15 protein-coding genes and 1 pseudogene are annotated in these 22,176 nt (G+C 72.9%); 8 read left to right on the top strand and 8 right to left on the bottom strand.

Going from position 1 to position 22,176, the window contains the following annotated elements:
• The first annotated feature begins 55 nt into the window (after positions 1-55).
• From trpB to lgt, 4 genes are all read left to right on the top strand, one after another.
• Complete coding sequence (gene trpB, locus ACH4NX_RS07830) at positions 56-1,339, top strand: tryptophan synthase subunit beta (RefSeq protein ID WP_398127717.1); 1,284 nt, start codon at positions 56-58, stop codon at positions 1,337-1,339.
• Positions 1,336-2,151: a tryptophan synthase subunit alpha gene (gene trpA / locus ACH4NX_RS07825; RefSeq protein WP_398127716.1), complete on the top strand. Its 816-nt coding sequence runs from the start codon at positions 1,336-1,338 to the stop codon at positions 2,149-2,151. The genes trpB and trpA overlap by 4 nt, the downstream gene beginning before the upstream one ends.
• A gap of 100 nt (positions 2,152-2,251) precedes the next feature.
• A complete protein-coding gene (locus ACH4NX_RS07820) occupies positions 2,252-3,025 on the top strand; it encodes a DsbA family protein (RefSeq protein WP_398127715.1) in 774 nt (257 codons plus the stop codon).
• 184 nt (positions 3,026-3,209) lie between these two features.
• Complete coding sequence (gene lgt, locus ACH4NX_RS07815) at positions 3,210-4,214, top strand: prolipoprotein diacylglyceryl transferase (RefSeq protein ID WP_351392056.1); 1,005 nt, start codon at positions 3,210-3,212, stop codon at positions 4,212-4,214.
• 60 nt (positions 4,215-4,274) lie between these two features.
• On the opposite strand, the gene ACH4NX_RS07810 is transcribed toward lgt, so the two are convergent.
• The 6 genes and pseudogenes from ACH4NX_RS07810 to ACH4NX_RS07785 all read right to left on the bottom strand — a co-directional run.
• Positions 4,275-5,099 carry a CoA ester lyase gene (locus ACH4NX_RS07810; RefSeq protein WP_351392053.1) on the bottom strand — a complete coding sequence of 275 codons (825 nt, stop codon included), beginning with the start codon at positions 5,097-5,099 and terminating at the stop codon, positions 4,275-4,277.
• Positions 5,096-6,352, bottom strand: a complete 1,257-nt coding sequence (locus tag ACH4NX_RS07805) for a CoA transferase (RefSeq protein ID WP_351392050.1) — start codon at positions 6,350-6,352, stop codon at positions 5,096-5,098. Before ACH4NX_RS07805 ends, ACH4NX_RS07810 begins: the two co-directional genes overlap by 4 nt.
• A complete protein-coding gene (locus ACH4NX_RS07800; protein ID WP_398127714.1) occupies positions 6,328-7,797 on the bottom strand; it encodes an ADP-ribosylglycohydrolase family protein in 1,470 nt (489 codons plus the stop codon). Before ACH4NX_RS07800 ends, ACH4NX_RS07805 begins: the two co-directional genes overlap by 25 nt.
• Complete coding sequence (locus ACH4NX_RS07795) at positions 7,785-9,008, bottom strand: ADP-ribosylglycohydrolase family protein (protein ID WP_351392045.1); 1,224 nt, start codon at positions 9,006-9,008, stop codon at positions 7,785-7,787. The genes ACH4NX_RS07800 and ACH4NX_RS07795 overlap by 13 nt, the downstream gene beginning before the upstream one ends.
• Positions 9,005-10,372 carry an ADP-ribosylglycohydrolase family protein gene (locus tag ACH4NX_RS07790; RefSeq protein ID WP_351392042.1) on the bottom strand — a complete coding sequence of 456 codons (1,368 nt, stop codon included), beginning with the start codon at positions 10,370-10,372 and terminating at the stop codon, positions 9,005-9,007. The genes ACH4NX_RS07795 and ACH4NX_RS07790 overlap by 4 nt, the downstream gene beginning before the upstream one ends.
• Positions 10,373-10,907: 535 nt before the next feature.
• Positions 10,908-11,919 (bottom strand): annotated as a pseudogene (locus ACH4NX_RS07785) (ADP-ribosylglycohydrolase family protein); the annotation flags it as partial.
• A 246-nt stretch (positions 11,920-12,165) separates the two neighbouring features.
• Between ACH4NX_RS07785 and ACH4NX_RS07780 the strand changes: the two are divergent.
• The 3 genes from ACH4NX_RS07780 (at position 12,166) to ACH4NX_RS07770 (ending at position 19,333) form a co-directional block, all read left to right on the top strand.
• A complete protein-coding gene (locus ACH4NX_RS07780; protein ID WP_351392036.1) occupies positions 12,166-12,897 on the top strand; it encodes a VIT1/CCC1 transporter family protein in 732 nt (243 codons plus the stop codon).
• Positions 12,898-13,323: 426 nt separating this feature from the next.
• On the top strand, positions 13,324-17,877 hold the full coding sequence (gltB, locus tag ACH4NX_RS07775; protein WP_351392479.1) for a glutamate synthase large subunit: 4,554 nt from the start codon (positions 13,324-13,326) through the stop codon (positions 17,875-17,877).
• Complete coding sequence (locus ACH4NX_RS07770) at positions 17,870-19,333, top strand: glutamate synthase subunit beta (RefSeq protein WP_398127713.1); 1,464 nt, start codon at positions 17,870-17,872, stop codon at positions 19,331-19,333. The genes gltB and ACH4NX_RS07770 overlap by 8 nt, the downstream gene beginning before the upstream one ends.
• A 123-nt stretch (positions 19,334-19,456) precedes the next feature.
• On the opposite strand, the gene ACH4NX_RS07765 is transcribed toward ACH4NX_RS07770, so the two are convergent.
• Together ACH4NX_RS07765 and ACH4NX_RS07760 are read right to left on the bottom strand one after the other, a co-directional pair.
• The gene (locus ACH4NX_RS07765) at positions 19,457-20,356 is read right to left on the bottom strand and encodes a chitosanase (RefSeq protein ID WP_351392030.1); all 900 of its coding nucleotides are present in this window, start codon (positions 20,354-20,356) and stop codon (positions 19,457-19,459) included.
• Positions 20,353-21,282, bottom strand: coding sequence for a rhomboid family intramembrane serine protease (locus ACH4NX_RS07760; RefSeq protein WP_398127712.1), 930 nt, complete (start codon positions 21,280-21,282; stop codon positions 20,353-20,355). The genes ACH4NX_RS07765 and ACH4NX_RS07760 overlap by 4 nt, the downstream gene beginning before the upstream one ends.
• Before the next feature lie 153 nt (positions 21,283-21,435).
• Between ACH4NX_RS07760 and ACH4NX_RS07755 the strand changes: the two genes are divergently transcribed.
• A complete protein-coding gene (locus ACH4NX_RS07755; protein ID WP_351392028.1) occupies positions 21,436-22,161 on the top strand; it encodes a VWA domain-containing protein in 726 nt (241 codons plus the stop codon).
• The last annotated feature ends 15 nt before the right edge of the window (positions 22,162-22,176 follow it).

Raw genomic sequence — 22,176 nt, 5'->3', positions numbered from 1 at the left:
ACCCGCGCCCCACGGCGAAAGTGCCCACACCAGACACTCACCGTGAGGTTCACGCATGCCCAGCAACTTCTTCATCCCCGACCCGGAGGGGCAGGTCCCCAGCGCCGAGGGCTACTTCGGCGAGTTCGGCGGCAAGTTCATCCCCGAGGCCCTCGTCGCGGCGGTCGACGAGGTAGCCGTCGAGTACGACAAGGCGAAGGCCGATCCCGAGTTCGCCCGTGAGCTCGACGACCTGCTGGTCCACTACACCGGCCGGCCCAGCTCCCTCACAGAGGTACCCCGCTTCGCCGGGCACGCCGGAGGCTGCCGCGTCTTCCTCAAGCGCGAGGACCTCAACCACACCGGCTCCCACAAGATCAACAACGTGCTCGGCCAGGCCCTGCTCACCAAGCGCATGGGCAAGACCCGGGTGATCGCCGAGACCGGCGCCGGCCAGCACGGGGTGGCGACGGCGACGGCCTGCGCGCTCTTCGGCCTCGACTGCACGATCTACATGGGCGAGATCGACACCCGCCGCCAGGCCCTCAACGTGGCCCGCATGCGCATGCTCGGCGCCGAGGTCATCGCCGTGAAGTCCGGCAGCCGCACGCTCAAGGACGCGATCAACGAGGCCTTCCGCGACTGGGTCGCCAACGTCGACCGCACCCACTACCTCTTCGGCACCGTCGCCGGCCCCCACCCCTTCCCGGCGATGGTGCGCGACTTCCACCGCGTCATCGGCGTCGAGGCCCGCCGCCAGCTCCTGGAGCAGGCCGGACGCCTCCCCGACGCCGCGATCGCCTGCGTCGGCGGCGGCTCCAACGCCATCGGCCTCTTCCACGCCTTCATCCCCGACGCGGACGTCCGCCTCATCGGCTGCGAGCCCGCCGGACACGGCATCGAGACCGGCGAGCACGCGGCCACCCTGACCGAGGGCGAGCCCGGCATCCTGCACGGCTCACGCTCGTACGTCCTCCAGGACGACGAAGGCCAGATCACCGAGCCGTACTCCATCTCGGCCGGCCTGGACTACCCGGGCATCGGCCCCGAGCACTCCTACCTCAAGGACTCCGGCCGCGGCGAGTACCGCGCGGTCACCGACGACGCCGCCATGCGGGCGCTGCGCCTGCTGTCGCGCACCGAGGGCATCATCCCGGCCATCGAGTCGGCCCACGCGCTGGCCGGCGCCATCGAGGTCGGCAAGGAACTGGGCGAGGACGGGCTGATCGTCGTCAACCTGTCCGGCCGCGGCGACAAGGACATGGACACCGCCGCCCGCTACTTCGGGCTGTACGACACCGACGCCGAGGTCGCCGCCGACGAGGCCGGCACCGCCGAGATCGAGGGGGACGCCAAGTGAGCGGGAACGTGCGACTGCTGGACGACACCCTCGCCGCGGCGAAGGCCGAGGGCCGCTCCGCCCTCATCGCCTACCTCCCGGCCGGCTTCCCCACCGTGGACGGCGGCATCGCGGCGGTCAAGGCCGCGCTGGACGGCGGCGCCGACGTCGTCGAGGTGGGCCTGCCGCACAGCGACCCCGTCCTCGACGGGCCCGTCATCCAGACCGCCGACGACATCGCCCTGCGCGGCGGCGTCCGCATCGCCGACGTGATGCGCACCGTCCGCGAGGCGCACGCGGCCACCGGCAAGCCGATCCTCGTCATGACGTACTGGAACCCCATCGACCGCTACGGCGTCGAGCGCTTCACCGCCGAGCTGGCCGAGGCGGGCGGCGCCGGGTGCATCCTGCCCGACCTGCCCGTCCAGGAGTCGGCGCTGTGGCGGGAGCACGCCGACAAGCACGGGCTCGCCACCGTCTTCGTGGTCGCGCCCAGCAGCAGGGACGCGCGGCTCGCCGAGATCACCGCGGCCGGCAGCGGATTCGTCTACGCCGCCTCCCTCATGGGCGTCACCGGCACCCGCGAGTCGGTCGGCGCGCAGGCCGAGGACCTGGTGCGGCGCACCCGCGCCACCACCGGCATCCCCGTCTGCGTCGGGCTCGGCGTCTCCAACGCCGCGCAGGCCGCCGAGGTGGCCGGCTTCGCCGACGGCGTGATCGTCGGCTCGGCGTTCGTCAAGCGGATGCTGGACGCCCCCGACGACGCGGCCGGCCTGGAGGGCGTCCGCACCCTCGCCGCCGACCTGGCGAAGGGCGTGCGCGGACAGGCGTGACGCCGGGCACCTGACGACAGGCACGTGACAGGGGTCCCTCGTACGAGTGGACCTGGGACCGGGGAGGCGCGCTGCGCCTCCCCGGTTCGTTCTGCGGGGTGTGAGCGAGAAGAACCGAGAGGGAAAGCGCACCGCCCGTCAGAAGCTGGCGGCCGAGCGCGAGAAGCAGAGGTCCAAGGACAGGCGCCGGCGCGCGCTGATCGTCGGCGCGAGCGTGGTCTGCGTCCTGGGGCTCGCGGCGGTGATCGGCGTGATCGGCGCGAACGCGGGCAAGGACGAAGGCGGCGAGGCGGCCGGCCCGGTCGTGGCGCCCTCGGGTGCCCAGGGGAAGGACAGCCTCGCGATCCCCGTCGGCAAGGAGAGCGCCAGGTCGACGCTCACCATCTGGGAGGACTTCCGCTGCCCGGCCTGCAAGGCCTTCGAGCTGGCGTACCGCGACACGATCCACGAGCTCACCGAAGCCGGGCAGCTCAAGGTCGAGTACCACCTGGCGACGATCATCGACGGCAACATGGGCGGCACCGGCTCCCGCAAGGCGGCCAACGCGGCGGCCTGCGCCCAGGACGCCGGCGAGTTCACGCCGTACCACGACCTGCTGTTCGCCAACCAGCCGGCGGAGAGCGACGACGCCTTCGCCGACGAGAGCAAGCTGCTCGATCTGGCGCGCGAGGTCGACGGCCTCGACACCACCCTCTTCCAGGAATGCGTCAGGAACGGCACGCACAACAGCTGGGTGGAGAAGTCCAACAAGGCCTTCACCACCGGCGGCTTCGGCGGTACACCGACCGTCCTGCTGGACGGCGAGAACGTCTACCAGGACCGCTCCATGACCCCCGAGAAGCTGAAGCAGATGGTGCTCGACGCCAACAAGTAGCGCCGCGGCGCGGCGGTGACGGAGTACCCACGGGGCTCCGGCGGGGGTCCGTGCGTGTCCGCGGGCGTCCGCAGGATGACCGAGGGGGCGCTCTTCCCGTCCGCTCTTCCCGTCCCCTCGTTACGGACCCGTAGCCGGGCTGCCCGTCACGGGTCCCCTCCGACACGGTAGCGTCGACCCTGCCATGGAACTTGCCTTCATTCCCAGCCCGTCCAGCGGGGTGCTGCACCTCGGTCCCATCCCGCTGCGCGGCTACGCGTTCTGCATCATCATCGGCGTCTTCGTTGCCGTCTGGCTCGGCAACAGGCGCTGGGTGGCCCGGGGCGGGCGGCCCGGCACGGTGGCCGACATCGCGGTCTGGGCCGTTCCGTTCGGCCTGGTCGGCGGCCGGCTCTACCACGTGATCACGGACTACCAGCTGTACTTCAGCGAGGGCCGTGACTGGGTCGACGCCTTCAAGATCTGGGAGGGCGGCCTCGGCATCTGGGGCGCCATCGCGTTCGGCGCGCTCGGTGCCTGGATCGGCGCCCGGCGCATGGGCGTCCCGATGCCCGTGTACGCCGACGCCGTCGCCCCCGGCATCGCCCTCGCCCAGGCCATCGGCCGCTGGGGCAACTGGTTCAACCAGGAGCTGTACGGCAAGGCCACCGACCTGCCCTGGGCCGTGGAGATCACCTCGTCGGCCGACGGCCGGGTACCGGGCACGTACCACCCGACCTTCCTGTACGAGTCGCTGTGGTGCGTCGGCGTCGCCGTGCTCGTCATCTGGGCCGACCGCCGCTTCAAGCTCGGCCACGGGCGGGCGTTCGCGCTGTACGTCGCCGCCTACTGCGTGGGCCGGTTCTGGACCGAGTACCTGCGCGTCGACGACGCCCACCACATCCTGGGCCTCAGGCTGAACAACTGGACCGCGCTCTTCGTGTTCCTGCTCGCCGTGGTGTACATGGTGCTCTCGGCGCGGATGCGGCCGGGCCGGGAACAGCTGGTCGAGCCGGGCGCGGAGCCCTCCGCCGACGGCTTCGGGGACGACGCGAAGGACGACGCCGACGCCGACGACGGCACCACGGACGCCGACGCCGTTCCCGAGAGAACCGACGCCGATCTCCCGGACGCCGAGGACGGCACGGAGAAGGACGTGAAAGACGTGAAGGGCGTGAAGGACGGGGCCGACTCGGCCAAGAAGGGCTGACGGCCCGCCGCCGCACGTCGCCGAGGGCGCCCGGAAGTCTCCGGGCGCCCTCGGCGTGTATCAGGACAGGACGGGCCGCCGGGCCAGCGACAGGGTGCGCCGGGCCGTCGCCACCACCGCCGCGTCGACGAACCGCCCGTCCGGCAGCGCCAGCGCGCCCGGCTGCGCGGTGGCCGCCTTGACGATCGTCTCCGCCTCCTCCAGCTCCCGCTCGCTGGGCAGATAGGCCCGCTCGATGATCGGCAGCTGGCGGGGATGGATCGCGGCACGCCCGAGGAAGCCCAGCGCGCGGCCGTGGGCGCACGACGCCGCCAGGCCCTCCAGGTCCCGGGTGTCCGGATGCACCGTCTGCGACGGCGGCACCAGCCCCGCCGCCCGTGCGGCCACGACCACGCGCGAGCGCGACCAGTCCAGGCCGGTGTCGCCGCGTACACCCAGGTCGGCACGGAGATCCGCCTCGCCCAGGGCGATGCCGCGCAGCGACGCGTGGGCGCCGGCGATGAGGTACGCCCGCTCCACGCCCAGGGCTGTCTCCAGGAGCGCGTACAGGGGCGGCCCGCCGGTGGCCGCCACGACGCCGGTGATCTGCGCGGGGGACGTCACCTTGGGCAGCCGCAGCCCGGACAGTCCCGGCAGCGCGGCCAGCGCCGCCAGGTCAGCCGCTGCGAACGGCCCGTCCAGGGCGTTGACGCGGACGTGGACCGGCACCGGCTGCGGCTCGCCGAGCAGCTCGGCGGTGGCCTCGCGGGCGTACTCCTTGCGGTCCGGGGCGACCGCGTCCTCCAGGTCGACCACGACCACGTCGGCACCGGCGGCGAGCGCCTTGGCGACCACCCGGGGCCGGTCCCCGGGGGCGTACAGCCAGGTCAGCGGGGGTGCGGTCATACGACGCCCTCCTCACGAAGCTCCTTCACGTCCGCCGGGGTCAGGCCCAGCTCGGTCAGCACCTCCTCGGTGTCCGCGCCGTGCGGGCGCCCCGCCCAGCGGATCGCGCCGGGGGTCGCGGAGAGCCGGAAGAGGACGTTCTGCATGCGCAGGGGGCCCAGCTCGGGGTCGTCGACGGTGGTGACGCTGTCGAGGGCCTGGTACTGCGGGTCGGCCATCACGTCCCGCACGTCCTGGACCGGGGCGACCGCAGCCTGGGCCTTCTCGAACTCGGCGAGCACGTCGGCGCGGCTGTGCCGGGCGATCCAGTCGCCGACCGCCGTGTCGAGCACGTCGGCGTGCCGGGCCCGGTCGGCGCCCGTGGCGAACCAGGGCTCGTCGATCAGCTCCGGGCGGCCGACCAGGCGCATCACGCGCTCGGCGACCGACTGGGCGGAGGTGGAGACGGCGACCCAGTTGCCGTCGGCGGTGCGGTAGGTGTTGCGCGGGGCGTTGTTCTGGGAGCGGTTGCCGGTGCGCGGCTGGACGTGGCCGAGCTGGTCGTACCAGGTGGGCTGCGGGCCCAGCACGGTCAGGATCGGCTCGATGATCGCCATGTCGACGACCTGGCCCTCACCGGTGCGCTCCCGCGCGGCGAGCGCGGTCATCACGGCGTACGACGTCGCCAGGGCGGCGATCGAGTCCGCGAGGCCGAACGGCGGCAGCGTCGGGGGCCCGTCCGGCTCGCCGGTCATCGCGGCGAAGCCGCTCATGGCCTCGGCGAGGGTGCCGAAGCCGGGGCGGCGCGCGTACGGGCCGAACTGGCCGAAGCCGGTGACCCGGGTGAGGACCAGACGGGGGTTGACGGCGGACAGCTCGTCCCAGCCCAGGTCCCACCTCTCCAGGGTGCCCGGGCGGAAGTTCTCGATGACGACGTCCGCGGTCGAGGCGAGACGGAGCAGGGTGGTGCGGCCGGCGGGCTTGGACAGGTCCAGGGTGATCGTGCGCTTGTTGCGGCCCAGCAGCTTCCACCACAGGCCGATGCCGTCCTTGGACGGGCCGTGGCCCCGGGAGGGGTCGGGCCGGTCGGGGTGTTCGACCTTGACGACCTCGGCGCCGAAGTCGCCGAGCATGGTGGCGGCCAGCGGGCCCGCGAAGAGGGTGGCGAGGTCGAGGACGCGCAGACCGGTCAGGGGCTGGGCCGGGGAGCCGGGGGAGCCCGGACCGGCCGGGGGCTCGGGGGCGGAGGTCAGGCGGGGCTGGGACTGGGGCATGGGCGGGTGGCCTCCCGGTGGGTGAGGTGGGCGAGGGCGTCGAAGCCGGTGCCGTCGAAGTCGCCGACGGAGGTGGCCAGGCGGTTCTTCAGCGGGGCCGTCCAGTGCTCGGGCAGGGCGGCGGGACAACCGGCGAGGAGCCCGGCGACGCTGCCGGCGGTGGCGCCGTTGGAGTCGGTGTCCCAGCCGCCGGAGACCGCGCGGGAGACCGAGCCGGTGAAGTCGCCGTCCGCGTGGGTGAGGGCGGCGGCGATCAGGGCGGTGTTGGGGACGGCGTGGACCCAGTGGTGGGTGGGGGAGTGGCGGGCGTGGAGCGCGTCCACGACCGTGTCGAAGTCGGCGTGCGTCTCGGCGAGGTGGACGGCGTGCCGGACCGCCTCGGCGAGGCGGGAGCCGGGCGGTACGACCGTGAGGCCGGCGCGCAGGCAGGCGTGGACGTCGTGGGCGCCGGTGGCGGCGGTGGCGATGACGGCCGCCGCGAACATCGCCGCGTGGACGCCGCTCGCGGTGTGCGTGAGGGTCGCGTCGCGGTGCGCCTGCCCGGCGGCGGCGGCCGGGTCGCCGGGGTTGGTCCAGCCGTGCACGTCGGCGCGGATCAGGGCGCCGATCCACTCGCGGAAGGGGTTGCGGTGGCGGGCGGTGTGCGGGGGTTCGAGACCGGTGAGGAGGTTGCGGTAGGCGAGGCGTTCGGCGGTGAAGGTGCGGCCTGCGGGGAGTTCGTCGAGCCAGACGCGGGCGACGTCGGCGGTGGTGAAGGCCCTGCCGTGGCGCTGGAGGAGCAGGAGGCCCAGGAGGGGGTAGTTGAGGTCGTCGTCCTCGGGCATGCCGTCGATGTTCTCGGCGAGGGAGGTGGGTGCGGAACGGCGGTTCCACGGGTACGCGCCGGTGAGGTCCTCGGGCAGGCCCCGGGCGGTGAAATAGGTGGTCGGGGGCCAGTTGCCGGTGGCCTTGGCGAGACGCCGGATGCCGGTCAGGGGGAGTTTCTCGACGGGTTTGCCGAGGAGACAGCCGACGGCTCTGCCCAGCCAGGCGGCTTCCAGGCGGGCACGGGACATGGCTGCGGGGCGGGACATGGCTGCGGGTCGGGGCGTGGCTGCGACGGGCCGGGAGACGGCCCCGGGACGGAACGGGGCCGTGGCCGGGCCGGACGAGGGGCGCGGCGTGGGCCAGTCCGGGCACAGGGCCCGGATCCGGTCCAGGTCCGTCGGCTCCGCGTCCGCCAGAGGGCTCGGCAGGGCGGCCAGTTCGTCCAGCAGGTCTTCCGCCAGCAGGCGCAGGCAGGGGGAGGCCGGCCGGGAGGAGGCGCCGGCCCGGGCGGGGGCCTCGCAGCCGCCGGCCGCTCGCCAGCGCGCCGCGATCGCCGACGGGTCGCGGCCGTCCTGCGCCGCCTGGCGCAGCTCGTGGCCGATCAGGTCCTCGGGCTGGACCCAGGTCAGTCGGAGCATCCCGCCCCTTTGATCGCGGTGAACGCCTGCTCGTGGGCGCGGCGCCGCGCCACGTCGCGCCCGAAGACCTCCCGGGCCACCGCGGTGAGCGTCGCGGCCGGTTCCCAGAGGTCCAGGCGGCTCGCCTCGGCGACCGTCTTCGCCCAGTCCTCCGGGACCGGTGAGCCCAGCGCCCCGGCCAGCGCGCCCGCCATGGTGGCGATGGAGTCGCAGTCGCGGCCGTAGTTCACCGCGCCGAGGACCGCGTGCCGGTAGTCGCCGCCGGAGACGAGCAGCATGCCGAGGGCGACGGGCAGTTCCTCGATCGAGTGGACCCGGGACGGGCGGCGGGCGGCCAGTGAGGGCGCGCGGTAGTCGGGGCCCACCGTGTCGTACGGCGCCACCGCCTCCCGCAGCGGCCCGAGCGCCGACTCGAAGTCCGAGTACCGCGAGGCCACGTCGCAGACCGCCTCGATCGCCGCCCGGGTGCCGTCCTTCGCCAGGGACAGACACGCCGCCACCACCGAGTCCGGCGTCGCCCCGGGCGCGCAGGCCGCGGCCACCGCCGCCGCGAGGACACCGGCCGCCTCCCGGCCGTACGACGACTGGTGCGCGCCCGCGACGTCCAGCGCCTCGGCGTAGGCGCCCGCCGGGTGGGCGGCGTTGACCAGGCCGACCGGGGCCATGTACATCGCGGCACCGCAGTTGACGATGTTGCCGGTGCCCGCTTCGCGCGGGTCGACGTGGCCGTAGTGGACCCTGGCCACCAGCCACTTCTCCGCCAGGAAGATCCGCTGGAGCGGGAGTGCCTCGGCCTCCAGTTCCGGGATCCATCGCGGGGTGGTCATCAGGTCCGGGACCAGGTGTTCGGCGACCGCGTGGGCGTCGAGGTGGTCGCGGACCGTGCCGTAGACCCGTACCAGCGCGTGGGTCATCAAGGTGTCGTCGGTGACGTGGCCGTCGCCCTTGTGGTAGGGGGCGACGGGGCGGGCGGTGCGCCAGGCGTCGCCGTTCCAGGGGCCGACGACGCCGTGGACGCGGCCGCCGTGGCGTTCGAGGATCTGCTCGGGGGAGTAGCCCTCGACCGGGCCGCCGAGCGCGTCACCGACGGCCGCGCCGACGAGGGCGCCGGTGACGCGCTCGTCCAGACCCGCGCCGGCGTTGAACGCCGTGCCGTTGTCCGCTGTGCCGTGGCCCGTCGGGCCGTCGTCCGTAGTGCCGGGTGTCCTCATGTCGTCTGTCGCCCTTCTGGTCGGGACGGTTGCGTGGCGTGCAGGAGGCCGGCGAGTTCGACCAGGTCGGTGCCGGTGAGCCGGGGCAGTACGCAGCCGGGGAGGGTGCGGCAGGTCTCCCGCCAGGACGCGGGGACCGACGTGCCGCCGCCCAGTGCGCCGGTGAGGGCGCCCGCCAGTGCGGGGGCGGAGTCCGCGAGCCGGGAGAGGCAGGCAGCCGCCGGTACCGCCTCCGCGAGGCGGCCCCCGGCCGCGGTGGCCAGGGCGAGGGCGACCGGGACGGTCTCGGCGGCGGCGATGCCGTAGCTGTAGACGTGGTCGACGATGTCGTGCTCCAGCAGCGGGACGAGGGCGAAGGCGCTCTCGGCGTCCGCCGCCAGCGCCAGTGCGTGGCGGGCGTTGCGGCCGATCTCCGTCTCCTCGGGCAGCTCGGCGAGCGCGGCCGTGACACAGGCGCGTACGCCGGCGCCGTCGAGGGCGCACGACAGTGCCGCCGCCATGGCCCGGGCGCCGTGCACTCCGTCGCCGTCCTGGGTGTACCGGGCGTCGAACTCGGCGAGGTCGGCGGCGAGGCGCGGGGCGCCGGGGTGGACTACGGCGAGGACGCAGGCCCGCACGCAGGCGGCGTCGTCGAAGTAGTGCGGGTTGTCGTGGCCGGTGGCGGGCGGGCGCAGGCCGGTGGCGAGGTTGCCCAGCCCGGCCCGTACCGAGATGCGGGCGCGCAGCGGAAGTACGGCCGACTCGACCTCGGGGGCGCGGTCCGCGGCGGCGGCCACCTCGCTGGCGACGGCGTTCCAGGTCAGGTCGATCGCGGCGCGCATGCGGCGTTCCCGGCTCAGGTCGCCGAGCGCGCTGTCGTCCCCGGCGCGCAGCACCGCCTCCGCCGCGAAGGCGGCCCACTCGGCGTCGTCCGACGGGCCGAGGCGCAGCGGCTCCGGGGGCTGGTTCAGCGCGATGGGGACGGGGAGGGTGGTGGTCGCGTTCTGCTCGGCGAAGGTGTCCAGTTCGCGGGTGAGGCGGCGCGTCCACTCGGGCATCCGGGCGGCCCGGTGCCGGGCGGCGGGCCAGCCGGCGGCGTCCCCCGCGGCGAGTCCGAGGAGGAGCCCTTCGACGCGGTCGGGCCGCGTCACCGGGCGGGGCGGCGCGGCGGGCCCGGTCCCAGGCGTGCGGGGCGGTGCGACGGGCCCGGTCCCGGGCGTGCGGGGCGGGGCGACGGGTTCGGTGCCTGGCGTGCGGGGCGGGGCTGCGGGCTCGGTCCCCGGCCGGTGCCCGCTCCCGGTGGGCGCGGCCTCCTCCGGTGCGCCGGGCGGGGCGACGTACGCGGTGGTGACCGGTTCCTCACCGGCGGGACGTGACCTGCTCACGGTGTCACCCCCGCCGCCGCGTCGCCGTCCGGCGCGGGTTCGTTCCCTTCCCGCCCGGCGGGGCTCGCCTCCGGTACGGGCGGGCCGTGCCGCGCCGGGCGCCTGCCCGGTGCCGCGAGGGTGTCGGTCCGTACGGGGCCGCCGTGCCCTGCGAGCGCGTGGCCGGGTGCCGGAGCGCTTCCGCCTTCCCGGTGCGGAGTGAGTCCGTCGTCCGGTCGCGGAGTGAGTCTGTCGTCCGGTGCCGGAGAGAGTCCGTCGTCCGGTGCCGGAGCGCTTCCGTCGTCCGGTTGCGGAGCGAGCCCGTCGCCCAGTACCGGAGCGCTTCCGTCGTCCGGTGCCGGAGTGGGTCCGTCGTCCGGCCCGTGCCCCGCCGCGGGTCTCGGCTCGTGCCCTGGTGTCTGCCGCGGACCGGTGGGGCCCGCGCCGACCGGGCCCGGTACGGAACCGGCGTGCGGTGCGGCGCGTTCGGCCGGGGGGCCGCCGCGGTGAGGGGGCGCGTCCCGCGGGGTGTCCCGGGGCCGGGTGGCGCGGGAGCGGCCTTTCGGGGCTTCCGCGTCCCGCGTCAGCAGATCCGCCACCTCCAGCACGTGGTGTCCCGCCATCGCCGGCAGGCAGCTGCCGCGGGCCGGGCCGATGGCCGCCGCCCACTCGGCAGGGATGGCGGCGGCGCCCTGGGTGGCGCCGGCCAGGGCGCCCGCCACCGCTGCCGTGGTGTCGGCGTCGCGGCCCATGTTGACGGCCGTCAGCACGGCGTCCGTGAAGTCGCCGTCGGCCGCCGCGTACGCGCCGAAGGCCAGGGCGACCGCCTCGGGCGCCAGGTCGGTCCAGGGGTAGCCGCCGATGACCACCGCGGAGCGGACGGCGCGTTCGCCGAGGTGGGCGGCCGTCATCGCGCGGCGCAGGCAACGGGCCGTCCAGGAGTCCTCCGGGACGACGGCCAGGGCGGAGGCCACGACCGTGACGGGCGGCGCCCCCGCCATCGCCGCCGCGACACCCGCCGCCACCGCCTGGCCGCCGTAGATGCCCTCGCCGTCGTGGCTGACCGAGCCGTCGATCGCCACCAGCCGGGCCGCCTCGGCGGGACGGCCCGCCGCGAACACGCCGTGGGGCGCCGCCCGCATCGCCAGTCCGTCGCTCCAGGCGTGGCGGTGCTGGGCGGAGACCGGGGCGGCCAGACCGCGGCGCAGGTTCTCCAGGGTGCCGCGTTCGCTGAAGCCCGCGCCCCGGAACGGGCCCTCCTCCCGGTCCGCGATCCACTCGTGCCACGCCGTCTCGACATGGGCCGGGGTGAGCGCGGAGCCGTAGCGGGCCAGCAGCAGACCCGAGAAGATCGCGTACTCGGTGTCGTCGGTGCCGGCCGGCTTCTTGGCCACGTAGCCCGTGATGCGGCCCCAGCGGGCGCGGATCTCGGAGGGTTTCATGTTCTCGGCCGGAGCCCCGAGGGCGTCCCCGACGGCCAGGCCGAGCAGCGCGCCCCGGGCCCGTTCGCGGAGTCCGACGGCGTCCCCGGACGCGGGGGCCGGGGGAATGCAGGCGGTTGATGCCATGCGGCCTCTCCTCTCCCTTTGCGGATGTGTCCCCGGTGAGGTGCGCCGCGCAGCCTCTCAGGCCTCAGCGTCACCCGGTCGACATCTGTGCAGCCAAGATCACGGATGAGCGCCAGAGGGTAAAACCGCAGGTAAGCCCAGCCTTTCCTTGCTGGCGACGCGGAAATGACCGGCGTAGATTGGCTGTTGTCGAGAAATAGAACTTGTCCAAACTGGCTTCCGTACCAACCTCCCGGGGGCACCCTCATGGCCATCATCGAAACCGAGGCGCCGCTGCACGAGGCGCACCGTGACAACCACACGCACCGCGACGTGAACGGCGGCTGGCTGCGCCCCGCCGTCTTCGGCGCGATGGACGGCCTGGTCTCCAACCTCGCCCTGATGACCGGTGTCGCGGGCGGCGCGGCCGGTCAGCAGACCGTCGTACTGAGCGGACTGGCCGGCCTGGCCGCCGGCGCCTTCTCCATGGCCGCCGGCGAGTACACCTCCGTCGCCTCGCAGCGCGAGCTCGTCGAGGCCGAGCTGGACGTGGAACGCCAGGAGCTGAGGAAGCACCCGGCGGACGAGGAGGCCGAGCTGGCCGCGCTCTACGAGGCCCGCGGCGTCGAGAGGGGCCTCGCGCGCGAGGTGGCCCGCCAGCTGTCGCGCGACCCCGAGCAGGCCCTGGAGATACACGCCCGCGAGGAGCTGGGCATCGACCCCGGCGATCTGCCCTCGCCGCTGGTCGCGGCCGTCTCGTCGTTCGGTTCGTTCGCGCTGGGCGCCCTGCTCCCCGTCCTGCCGTTCCTGCTGGGCGCCGACGCGCTGTGGCCCGCGGTGCTGCTCGCCCTGGCCGGGCTGTTCCTGTGCGGCGCGGTGGTCGCCAAGGTGACGGCGCGCAGCTGGTGGTACAGCGGACTGCGGCAGCTCGCCCTCGGAGGCGCCGCGGCCGGTGTGACGTACGCCCTGGGCAGCGTGTTCGGAACGGCCGTAGGATAGCCCGGCTCGAACTTATGCGGTGGTCCGCATAAGTAGCCGTTACTCACTGGTTTCGAGCGCGTAATCTCCGGGCATGAGCCGTAAGCGCTGTAGGCAATGAGGCCTCCCGCGCACCCGCGGGGCGAGCGACGGCGCTCCCTCCGCGCCTTCGGACCGACGGACATCGATCTGTCCGCCTCGGTCTCCACAGCCTTCACCGCCGGGCGCGGTACCCCCGCCGCCACCCCAGGTGTCCGCATGATGGAACGGATCATCCCGCTTTCCGAGAACCGCTCCATCATGTAATCTGCACCAAATTTTGATCCCAGCAGAGGGCCAACGTCGTCCCTCGGCACTTGCACATGCCAGATGACGACGACGGGAGAGCCGATGCGTACGCCGCGCCAGCCGTCCCAGCACTCCGCGAATGGCCAGAACCGGTCCTTCATGGATGCTCGCCCTGCTGCGCAGGGTATGTACGACCCCCGCAACGAGCACGACGCCTGCGGCGTCGGATTCGTCGCCACCCTCACCGGCGAGGCGTCCCACGCCCTGGTCGACCAGGCGCTCACCGTGCTGCGCAACCTGGAACACCGAGGCGCCACCGGCTCCGAGCCCGACTCCGGCGACGGCGCGGGCATCCTCTCCCAGGTGCCGGACGCCTTCTTCCGCGAAGTGGCCGGATTCGAACTGCCCGAGGCCGGGGCGTACGCCGTCGGCATCGCCTTCCTGCCGGAGGACGACACCGAGGACGCCGTCTCGCGCATCGAGACGATCGCGACCGAGGAGGGCCTCACCGTCCTCGGCTGGCGCGAGGTCCCGGTCGCCCCGCAGATGCTGGGCGCCACCGCCCGCTCGACGATGCCGGCCTTCCGCCAGATCTTCGTGGCCGACGGCGTGTCCCAGGGCGTCGCCCTGGACCGCCACGCCTTCGCGCTGCGCAAGCGCGCCGAACGCGAGGCCGGCGTCTACTTCCCGTCGCTGTCCGCGCGCACCATCGTCTACAAGGGCATGCTGACCACCGGCCAGCTGGAACCCTTCTTCCCGGACCTGTCCGACCGCCGCTTCGCCTCCGCGATCGCGCTCGTGCACTCCCGGTTCTCGACGAACACCTTCCCGGCCTGGCCGCTCGCCCACCCGTACCGCTTCGTCGCGCACAACGGCGAGATCAACACGGTCAAGGGCAACCGCAACTGGATGGTCGCCCGCGAGTCCCAGCTCGCCTCCGGCCTGTTCGGCTCGTCGTCGGACCTGGAGCGGATCTTCCCGATCTGCACGCCGGACGCCTCCGACTCCGCCTCCTTCGACGAGGTCCTGGAGCTGCTGCACCTCGGCGGGCGGTCCCTGCCGCACTCCGTGCTGATGATGATCCCGGAGGCGTGGGAGAACCACGACTCCATGGACCCGGCCCGGCGCGCCTTCTACCAGTTCCACTCCACGATGATGGAGCCCTGGGACGGCCCCGCCTGCGTCACCTTCACCGACGGCACCCAGGTCGGCGCCGTGCTCGACCGCAACGGCCTGCGCCCCGGCCGCTACTGGGTCACCGACGACGGCCTCGTCGTCCTCGGCTCCGAGGTCGGCGTCCTGGACATCGACCCGGCCAAGGTCGTCCGCAAGGGCCGCCTGCAGCCCGGCCGCATGTTCCTCGTGGACACCGCCGAGCACCGCATCATCGAGGACGACGAGATCAAGGCCCAGCTCGCGGCGGAGGAGCCGTACGCCGAGTGGATCGAGGCCGGCGAGATCGAGCTGTCCGACCTGCCCGAGCGCGAGCACATCGTGCACACCCACGCCTCGGTCACCCGCCGCCAGCAGACCTTCGGCTACACCGAGGAGGAGCTGCGCGTCATCCTCGCGCCGATGGCCAAGGCCGGCGCCGAGCCGATCGGCTCCATGGGCACCGACTCGCCGATCGCCGCGCTCTCCGACCGCCCCCGGCTGCTCTTCGACTACTTCACCCAGCTGTTCGCGCAGGTCACCAACCCGCCGCTGGACGCGATCCGCGAGGAACTGGTCACCTCCCTGCGCTCCTCGCTGGGCCCGCAGGGCAACCTGCTCGACCCGACGGCCGCCTCCTGCCGCACCGTCCTGCTGCCCTTCCCGGTCATCGACAACGACGAGCTGGCCAAGCTCATCCACATCAACGCCGACGGCGACATGCCCGGCTTCAAGGCCGCGACCCTCTCCGGCCTCTACCGGGTACACGGCGGCGGCGACAGCCTGGCCGCGCGCATAGAGGAGATCTGCGCCGAGGCCGACGCCGCCATCGAGAACGGCGCCCGGCTGATCGTCCTGTCCGACCGCCACTCGGACGCCGAACACGCGCCGATCCCCTCGCTGCTGCTCACCGCGGCCGTCCACCACCACCTCATCCGCACCAAGCAGCGCACCCAGGTGGGTCTGCTCGTCGAGGCCGGCGACGTCCGTGAGGTCCACCACGTCGCCCTGCTCATCGGCTACGGCGCCGCCGCCGTCAACCCGTACCTGGCCATGGAGTCCGTCGAGGACCTGGTCCGCGCGGGCACCTTCCTCCAGGCCGTCGACGGCGAGCCCGAGCAGGCCATCCGCAACCTGATCTACGCCCTCGGCAAGGGCGTCCTCAAGGTCATGTCCAAGATGGGCATCTCCACCGTCGCCTCCTACCGCGGCGCCCAGGTCTTCGAGGCCGTCGGTCTCGACGAGGCCTTCGTCGCGAAGTACTTCAACGGCACCGCCACCAAGATCGGCGGCGTCGGCATCGACGTCGTCGCCGAGGAGGTCGCCGCCCGCCACGCCAAGGCCTACCCGGCCAGCGGCATCGCGCCCGCCCACCGCGCGCTGGACATCGGCGGCGAGTACCAGTGGCGCCGCGAGGGCGAGCCGCACCTGTTCGACCCGGAGACGGTCTTCCGCCTCCAGCACTCCACGCGCTCCGGCGAGTACGACATCTTCAAGAAGTACACCGAGCGCGTCAACGAGCAGTCCGAGCGCCTCATGACGCTGCGCGGCCTCTTCGGCTTCAAGTCCGGAGCCGACGGCCGGCAGCCGATCCCCCTCGACGAGGTCGAGCCCGTCTCCGAGATCGTCAAGCGCTTCTCCACCGGCGCCATGTCGTACGGCTCCATCTCCCAGGAGGCGCACGAGACCCTCGCCATCGCCATGAACCAGCTGGGCGGCAAGTCCAACACCGGTGAGGGCGGCGAGGACCCGGAGCGCCTGTACGACCCGGCGCGCCGCTCCTCGATCAAGCAGGTCGCCTCCGGCCGCTTCGGCGTCACCTCCGAGTACCTGGTCAACGCCGACGACATCCAGATCAAGATGGCCCAGGGCGCCAAGCCCGGCGAGGGCGGCCAGCTGCCCGGCCACAAGGTGTACCCCTGGGTCGCCAAGACCCGGCACTCCACCCCCGGCGTCGGCCTGATCTCCCCGCCCCCGCACCACGACATCTACTCCATCGAGGACCTGGCCCAGCTGATCCACGACCTGAAGAACGCGAACCCGCAGGCGCGGATTCACGTCAAGCTGGTCTCCGAGGTCGGCGTCGGCACGGTCGCGGCGGGCGTGTCCAAGGCGCACGCGGACGTCGTCCTCATCTCCGGCCACGACGGCGGCACCGGCGCCTCCCCGCTCACCTCGCTCAAGCACGCCGGCGGCCCCTGGGAGCTCGGCCTCGCCGAGACCCAGCAGACCCTGCTGCTCAACGGCCTGCGCGACCGGATCGTCGTCCAGACCGACGGGCAGCTCAAGACCGGCCGCGACGTCGTCATCGCCGCCCTCCTCGGCGCCGAGGAGTTCGGTTTCGCGACCGCGCCGCTCGTCGTCTCCGGCTGCGTCATGATGCGCGTCTGCCACCTCGACACCTGCCCGGTCGGCATCGCCACCCAGAACCCGGTCCTGCGCGACCGGTTCTCCGGCAAGGCCGAGTACATCGTGAACTTCTTCCGGTTCATCGCCGAGGAGGTCCGCGAGATCCTCGCCGAGCTGGGCTTCAGCTCCATCGAGGAAGCCGTCGGCCAGGCCGAGACCCTCGACGTCACCCGCGCCGTCCACCACTGGAAGGCACAGGGCCTCGACCTCGAGCCGCTCTTCCACGTACCCGCGCTGCCCGAGGGCGCGGTGCGCCACCAGGCCGTCGAACAGGACCACGGCCTGGAGAAGGCGCTCGACAACCAGCTGATCAAGCTCGCCTCCGACGCGCTGGCCGGCGCCGACGCCACCGAGGCCGCGCCGGTACGCGCCCAGGTCGCGATCCGCAACATCAACCGCACCGTCGGCACCATGCTCGGCCACGAGATCACGAAGAAGTTCGGCGGCGCGGGCCTGCCCGACGACACCGTCGACATCACCTTCACCGGCTCCGCCGGCCAGTCCTTCGGCGCCTTCGTCCCGCGCGGCATCACGCTGCGCCTGGAGGGCGACGCCAACGACTACGTCGGCAAGGGCCTCTCCGGCGGCCGGATCATCGTCCGCCCCGACCGGGGCGCCGACCACCTCGCCGAGTACTCCACCATCGCCGGCAACACCATCGGCTACGGCGCCACCGGCGGCGAGATGTTCCTGCGCGGCAAGGTCGGCGAGCGCTTCTGCGTCCGCAACTCCGGCGCGCTGGTCGTCTCCGAGGGCGTCGGCGACCACGGCTGCGAGTACATGACCGGCGGCCACGCGGTCGTCCTCGGCGAGACCGGGCGCAACTTCGCGGCCGGCATGTCCGGCGGCGTCGCCTACGTCATCGACCTCGACCGGGACAACGTCAACGGCGGCAACGTCGGCGCCGTCGAGGCACTCGACGACACCGACCGTCAGTGGCTGCACGACGTCGTGCGCCGCCACCGCGAGGAGACGGGCTCGACCGTCGCCGAGAAGCTGCTCGCCGAGTGGCCCACCGCCGTGGAGCGCTTCAGCAAGATCATCCCCAGCACGTACAAGGCAGTGCTCGCCGCCAAGGACGCCGCCGAGCGAGCCGGTCTCTCCGAGACCGAGACCACCGAGAAGATGATGGAGGCGGCGACCAATGGCTGATCCCAAGGGCTTCCTGAACCACGGACGCGAGGTCGCCAGGACCCGCCCCGTCGAGGAGCGCGTCAAGGACTGGAACGAGGTCTACGTCCCCGGCTCCCTGCTGCCGATCATCAGCAAGCAGGCCGGCCGGTGCATGGACTGCGGCATCCCGTTCTGCCACAACGGCTGCCCGCTCGGGAACCTGATCCCCGAGTGGAACGACTACGCCTACCGCGAGGACTGGCAGGCCGCGCAGGAGCGCCTGCACGCCACCAACAACTTCCCGGAGTTCACCGGCCGCCTGTGCCCGGCCCCCTGCGAGTCGGCGTGCGTCCTCGGCATCAACCAGCCGCCGGTCACCATCAAGAACGTCGAGGTCTCCATCATCGACAAGGCGTGGGAGACCGGGGACGTCGCCCCGCAGATCCCCGAGCGCCTGTCCGGCAAGACCGTCGCCGTCATCGGCTCCGGCCCCGCGGGCCTGGCCGCCGCCCAGCAGCTCACCCGGGCCGGTCACACCGTCGCCGTCTACGAGCGCGCGGACCGCGTCGGAGGCCTCCTGCGCTACGGCATCCCCGAGTTCAAGATGGAGAAGCGGCACATCAACCGCCGTATCGAGCAGATGCGCGCGGAGGGCACCCGCTTCCGCACCGGAGTCGAGATCGGCCGCGACCTCAAGGCCACCGACCTGAAGAAGCGCTACGACGCCGTCGTCATCGCCGCCGGCGCCACCACCGCCCGCGACCTGCCGGTCCCCGGCCGCGAGCTCCAGGGCATCTACCAGGCCATGGAGTACCTCCCCCTGGCCAACAAGGTCCAGGAGGGTGACTACGTCGCCCCGCCGATCTCCGCCGAGGGCAAGCACGTCGTCGTCATCGGCGGCGGCGACACCGGCGCCGACTGCGTGGGCACCGCCCACCGCCAGGGCGCGGCCTCCGTCACCCAGCTGGAGATCATGCCCCGCCCCGGCGAGGAGCGGAACCCGGTCGCCCAGCCCTGGCCGACCTTCCCCATGCTCTACAAGGTCACCTCGGCCCACGAGGAGGGCGGCGAGCGAATCTACGCCGTCTCCACCACCCACTTCGAGGGCGACGAGGACGGCAACGTCCAGTGGCTGCACATGAGCGAGGTCGAGTTCATCGACGGCAAGCTCACCCCGAAGCCGGGCACCGAGCGCAAGATCCCCGCCCAGCTGGTCACCCTCGCCATGGGCTTCACCGGCACCGACCGGGAGAACGGACTGGTCGACCAGTTCGGCCTGGAGCTCGACGCACGGGGTAACATCGCCCGGGACGCCGACTTCCAGACCAACGTGCCGGGTGTGTTCGTCGCCGGTGACGCCGGCCGCGGCCAGTCGCTCATCGTCTGGGCGATCGCGGAGGGCCGCTCGGCCGCCCGCGGCGCCGACAGCTTCCTGACCGGAGCCAGCGAACTGCCGGCCCCGATCCGCCCGACGGACCGCGCCCTCGCGGTCTGACGGACGGGACGACCGTCCGACGGACGGACAACCGAAGAACGTCCCGCACAAAGGCGTGCGGAACACTGATGGCGCCTGCCCCGTCCCCGACCGGACAAAGGGCAGGCGCCGTCGCATGCGCGGCTACGGCAGCCGGTACGTCTCCCCGTACATCTCCCACACCAGCGGCGTGTCCAGCTTCATGTTCCCCGCCTCCAGGAAGCGGCGCTGCGCCGTGTCGACACGGGAGGTGTCGATGCCCGGACGCTTCGCCCTCATGGCGTCCCGGCGGACGTCCAGGAAGGTCTTCAGATAGGCCTTCTCGGCGCCGCCCCGCCCCGGCGTCCCCGCCTTGCGCATGGCCTCCTCACGCAGCCCGTAGAAGCCCCCGGCGTCCGTGTCGGGGCCGTGGAAGACCATCGCGTCGAAGTAGACGAACTGGCCCAGCGTGCCGAGGCCGTCCAGCTTGGCCAGGCGCACCGCCGGCTCGAAGTAGACGCGGTCGCGCTCCTCCTCCTGCGCCTCACGGAACGCGTCAAGCTCCGCCTCCGCCTGCCAGGCGGCCGTGAAACCGGGGTCCAGACCCTCGTGGGAGTCGCTGCCGTCCACCTCGCGCAGGGCGGGCAGGTACGTCGCCAGGCCGTTGTCCGGGTGGGCCTCGGTATAGCGCTCGACCAGGGTGAGCAGGTCGTGCGTACCGGTGCAGAAACCGATGATGCCCGCCGTGTAGCCGCACCCGTCGCCGAGATCCTCGATGGTGCCGTAGGAGGTACGCCACTTCGTGGTCGAGTTCTCGGCGCTGGACACCAGCTGCTGGGCCAGCTCCTTCTTCGCGGGCGCGGCGAGCCCCGGCGGCAGGTCGGCGATCAGCGCGTCGTCCGCCGCCCGCTCCTCCTCCGCCCGGCTCTTGGCGTCCTCACGCGACTGTGTGGTGGCCACGGGCGGCGTCACCGGCGCGTCGGCCGAGTCCGTCGGCATCACGAAGTACACCCCCGTGGCGATCACGGGAACGGCCGCGAGGAGCAGCACACCGGCACGTTTCATAGGGGGATACCTCCGCCTGTCATTTCCGACATCTTGACCGCCGCCGTCACCGCCAGCAGCACCACCAGCCCCGCGCACACACCTGCCTGCACCGCCACCCGGCGCCCGTCCCGGGGCGCGTACGCGTACGCCAGGGCCACCGCGCCACCCACCAGGAAACCGCCGAGATGGCCCTGCCAGGAGGTGAGCCCGGCGGACACCACCAGCCACAGCAGCAGGAACGCCATGAAGCGGTTGACGGATGCCATGTCCGCGCCGACCCGGCGGGCCAGTACGTAGTAGGCGGCTCCCAGCCCGAAGATCCCGCCGGAGGCGCCGACCGAGAACTGACCGGGATCGGTGAGCAGCAGTTCGAGAGTCGAACCGCCGAGCGACGACAGCAAGTACAGCACGGCATGACGCACGCGGCCGAGCATCGGCTCCACCGCACGCCCCAGTTGCCACAGAGCGACCATGTTCATCACGATGTGCAGCACACCGAACGTGCCCTCGGTGGGTTGCAGATGGAGGAAGGAGCTGGTGATCATCCGCTCCCACTCGCCGGCGACGACCCCCTCCGCGCGGAAGCCACCCGGAAGCACGTGCTGGTAGACGTAGTGGCCACCGTCCGGACCGACCAGCCGCGCACCGACCATGGCGAACCGGTCCACGATCTCCGGCCGCACCACCTCCGCCAGGTACGCGAGCACGTTCAGCCCGATCAGCCCGTACGTCACCACAGGCGTCGTCGAGACCCGCCCGCCGACGATCGTCCGGGCCTGCCGGACCGACCGCGCCCCCTCCTTCACGCACTCGGGGCAGTGGTGACCCACGGACGCCTCGCGCATGCAGTCGGGGCAGATGCGGCGCTCGCAGCGGGTGCAGCGGACATGGCACTCCACCGCGGGATGGCGGTAGCAGGTGGTGACGGTGGACTCGGAATCCACGGCCGGCTCCTCGGGGCTGGACGGACGGTGAGCCGGTGGGGACGGCGGCGAACAAAATAGCGAATGCCGGTGGACGAGCCGAGAGGCGGGGTCCGCGGTGCCGTAACCTCAACAGCCAGATGACGCAAGTCCAGGGGTGACGGGGGAGTCCACATGGCCGCGATCAGTCTCACCAAGATCCAGGAGACGGCGCCCGCGCTGGCCGGCCTGTACAAGAGCGCCGGGGCGTCGCTGACCAAGCACGCACTGGGGGAGACCCGGGCGGCGGTCTACCTCGTCGTCGACTACTCCGGGTCGATGAAGCCCTACTACAAGGACGGCAGCGTGCAGGCGCTCGCCGACCGGGTGCTCGGGCTGTCCGCCCACCTCGACGACGACGGCACCGTACCGGTGGTGTTCTTCTCCACGGACGTCGACGCCGTCACCGACATCGCCCTCACCGACCACCGGGGACGGATCGACCGGATCGTGGCCGGCCTCGGACACATGGGCAGGACCAGCTACCACCTGGCCATGGACGCCGTCATCGACCACTACCTCGACAGCGGCGCCCGCCACCCCGCCCTGGTCGTCTTCCAGACCGACGGCGGCCCCGTCAACCGGCTCGCCGCCCAGCGGTACCTGTGCAAGGCGGCACCACTGCCCCTGTTCTGGCAGTTCGTCGGCTTCGGCGACCCGGACAGCCGCCAGTTCGAATACCTGCGCACACTCGACGACCTCGCGGTCCCCGGCACACGGGTCGTCGACAACGCCGGCTTCTTCCACGCCGGACGCGACCCGAAGAAGCTGACCGACACCGAGCTGTACGACCGGCTGGTGGGCGAATTCCCCAAGTGGCTGGTGGCCGCACGCGCCCAGGGCATCGTGCGGCCTTCCTGAACCCGGCGGCGGGCC

The sequence above is a fragment of the Streptomyces sp. NPDC017225 genome (assembly GCF_044331465.1).
GTDB lineage: Bacteria > Actinomycetota > Actinomycetes > Streptomycetales > Streptomycetaceae > Streptomyces.
The sequence above is the reverse complement of the archived record's forward strand: the minus strand, read 5'-3'. Positions and strand labels throughout refer to the sequence as shown.

Coding starts and splice junctions, on each gene's coding strand:
- trpB (WP_398127717.1), top strand. CDS start 56: ATGCCCAGCAACTTCTTCATCCCCGACCCGGAGGGGCAGGTCCCCAGC.
- lgt (WP_351392056.1), top strand. CDS start 3,210: ATGGAACTTGCCTTCATTCCCAGCCCGTCCAGCGGGGTGCTGCACCTC.
- ACH4NX_RS07810 (WP_351392053.1), bottom strand. CDS start 5,099: ATGACCGCACCCCCGCTGACCTGGCTGTACGCCCCCGGGGACCGGCCC.
- ACH4NX_RS07805 (WP_351392050.1), bottom strand. CDS start 6,352: ATGCCCCAGTCCCAGCCCCGCCTGACCTCCGCCCCCGAGCCCCCGGCC.
- ACH4NX_RS07800 (WP_398127714.1), bottom strand. CDS start 7,797: ATGCTCCGACTGACCTGGGTCCAGCCCGAGGACCTGATCGGCCACGAG.
- ACH4NX_RS07795 (WP_351392045.1), bottom strand. CDS start 9,008: ATGAGGACACCCGGCACTACGGACGACGGCCCGACGGGCCACGGCACA.
- ACH4NX_RS07780 (WP_351392036.1), top strand. CDS start 12,166: ATGGCCATCATCGAAACCGAGGCGCCGCTGCACGAGGCGCACCGTGAC.
- gltB (WP_351392479.1), top strand. CDS start 13,324: ATGGATGCTCGCCCTGCTGCGCAGGGTATGTACGACCCCCGCAACGAG.
- ACH4NX_RS07770 (WP_398127713.1), top strand. CDS start 17,870: ATGGCTGATCCCAAGGGCTTCCTGAACCACGGACGCGAGGTCGCCAGG.
- ACH4NX_RS07765 (WP_351392030.1), bottom strand. CDS start 20,356: ATGAAACGTGCCGGTGTGCTGCTCCTCGCGGCCGTTCCCGTGATCGCC.
- ACH4NX_RS07755 (WP_351392028.1), top strand. CDS start 21,436: ATGGCCGCGATCAGTCTCACCAAGATCCAGGAGACGGCGCCCGCGCTG.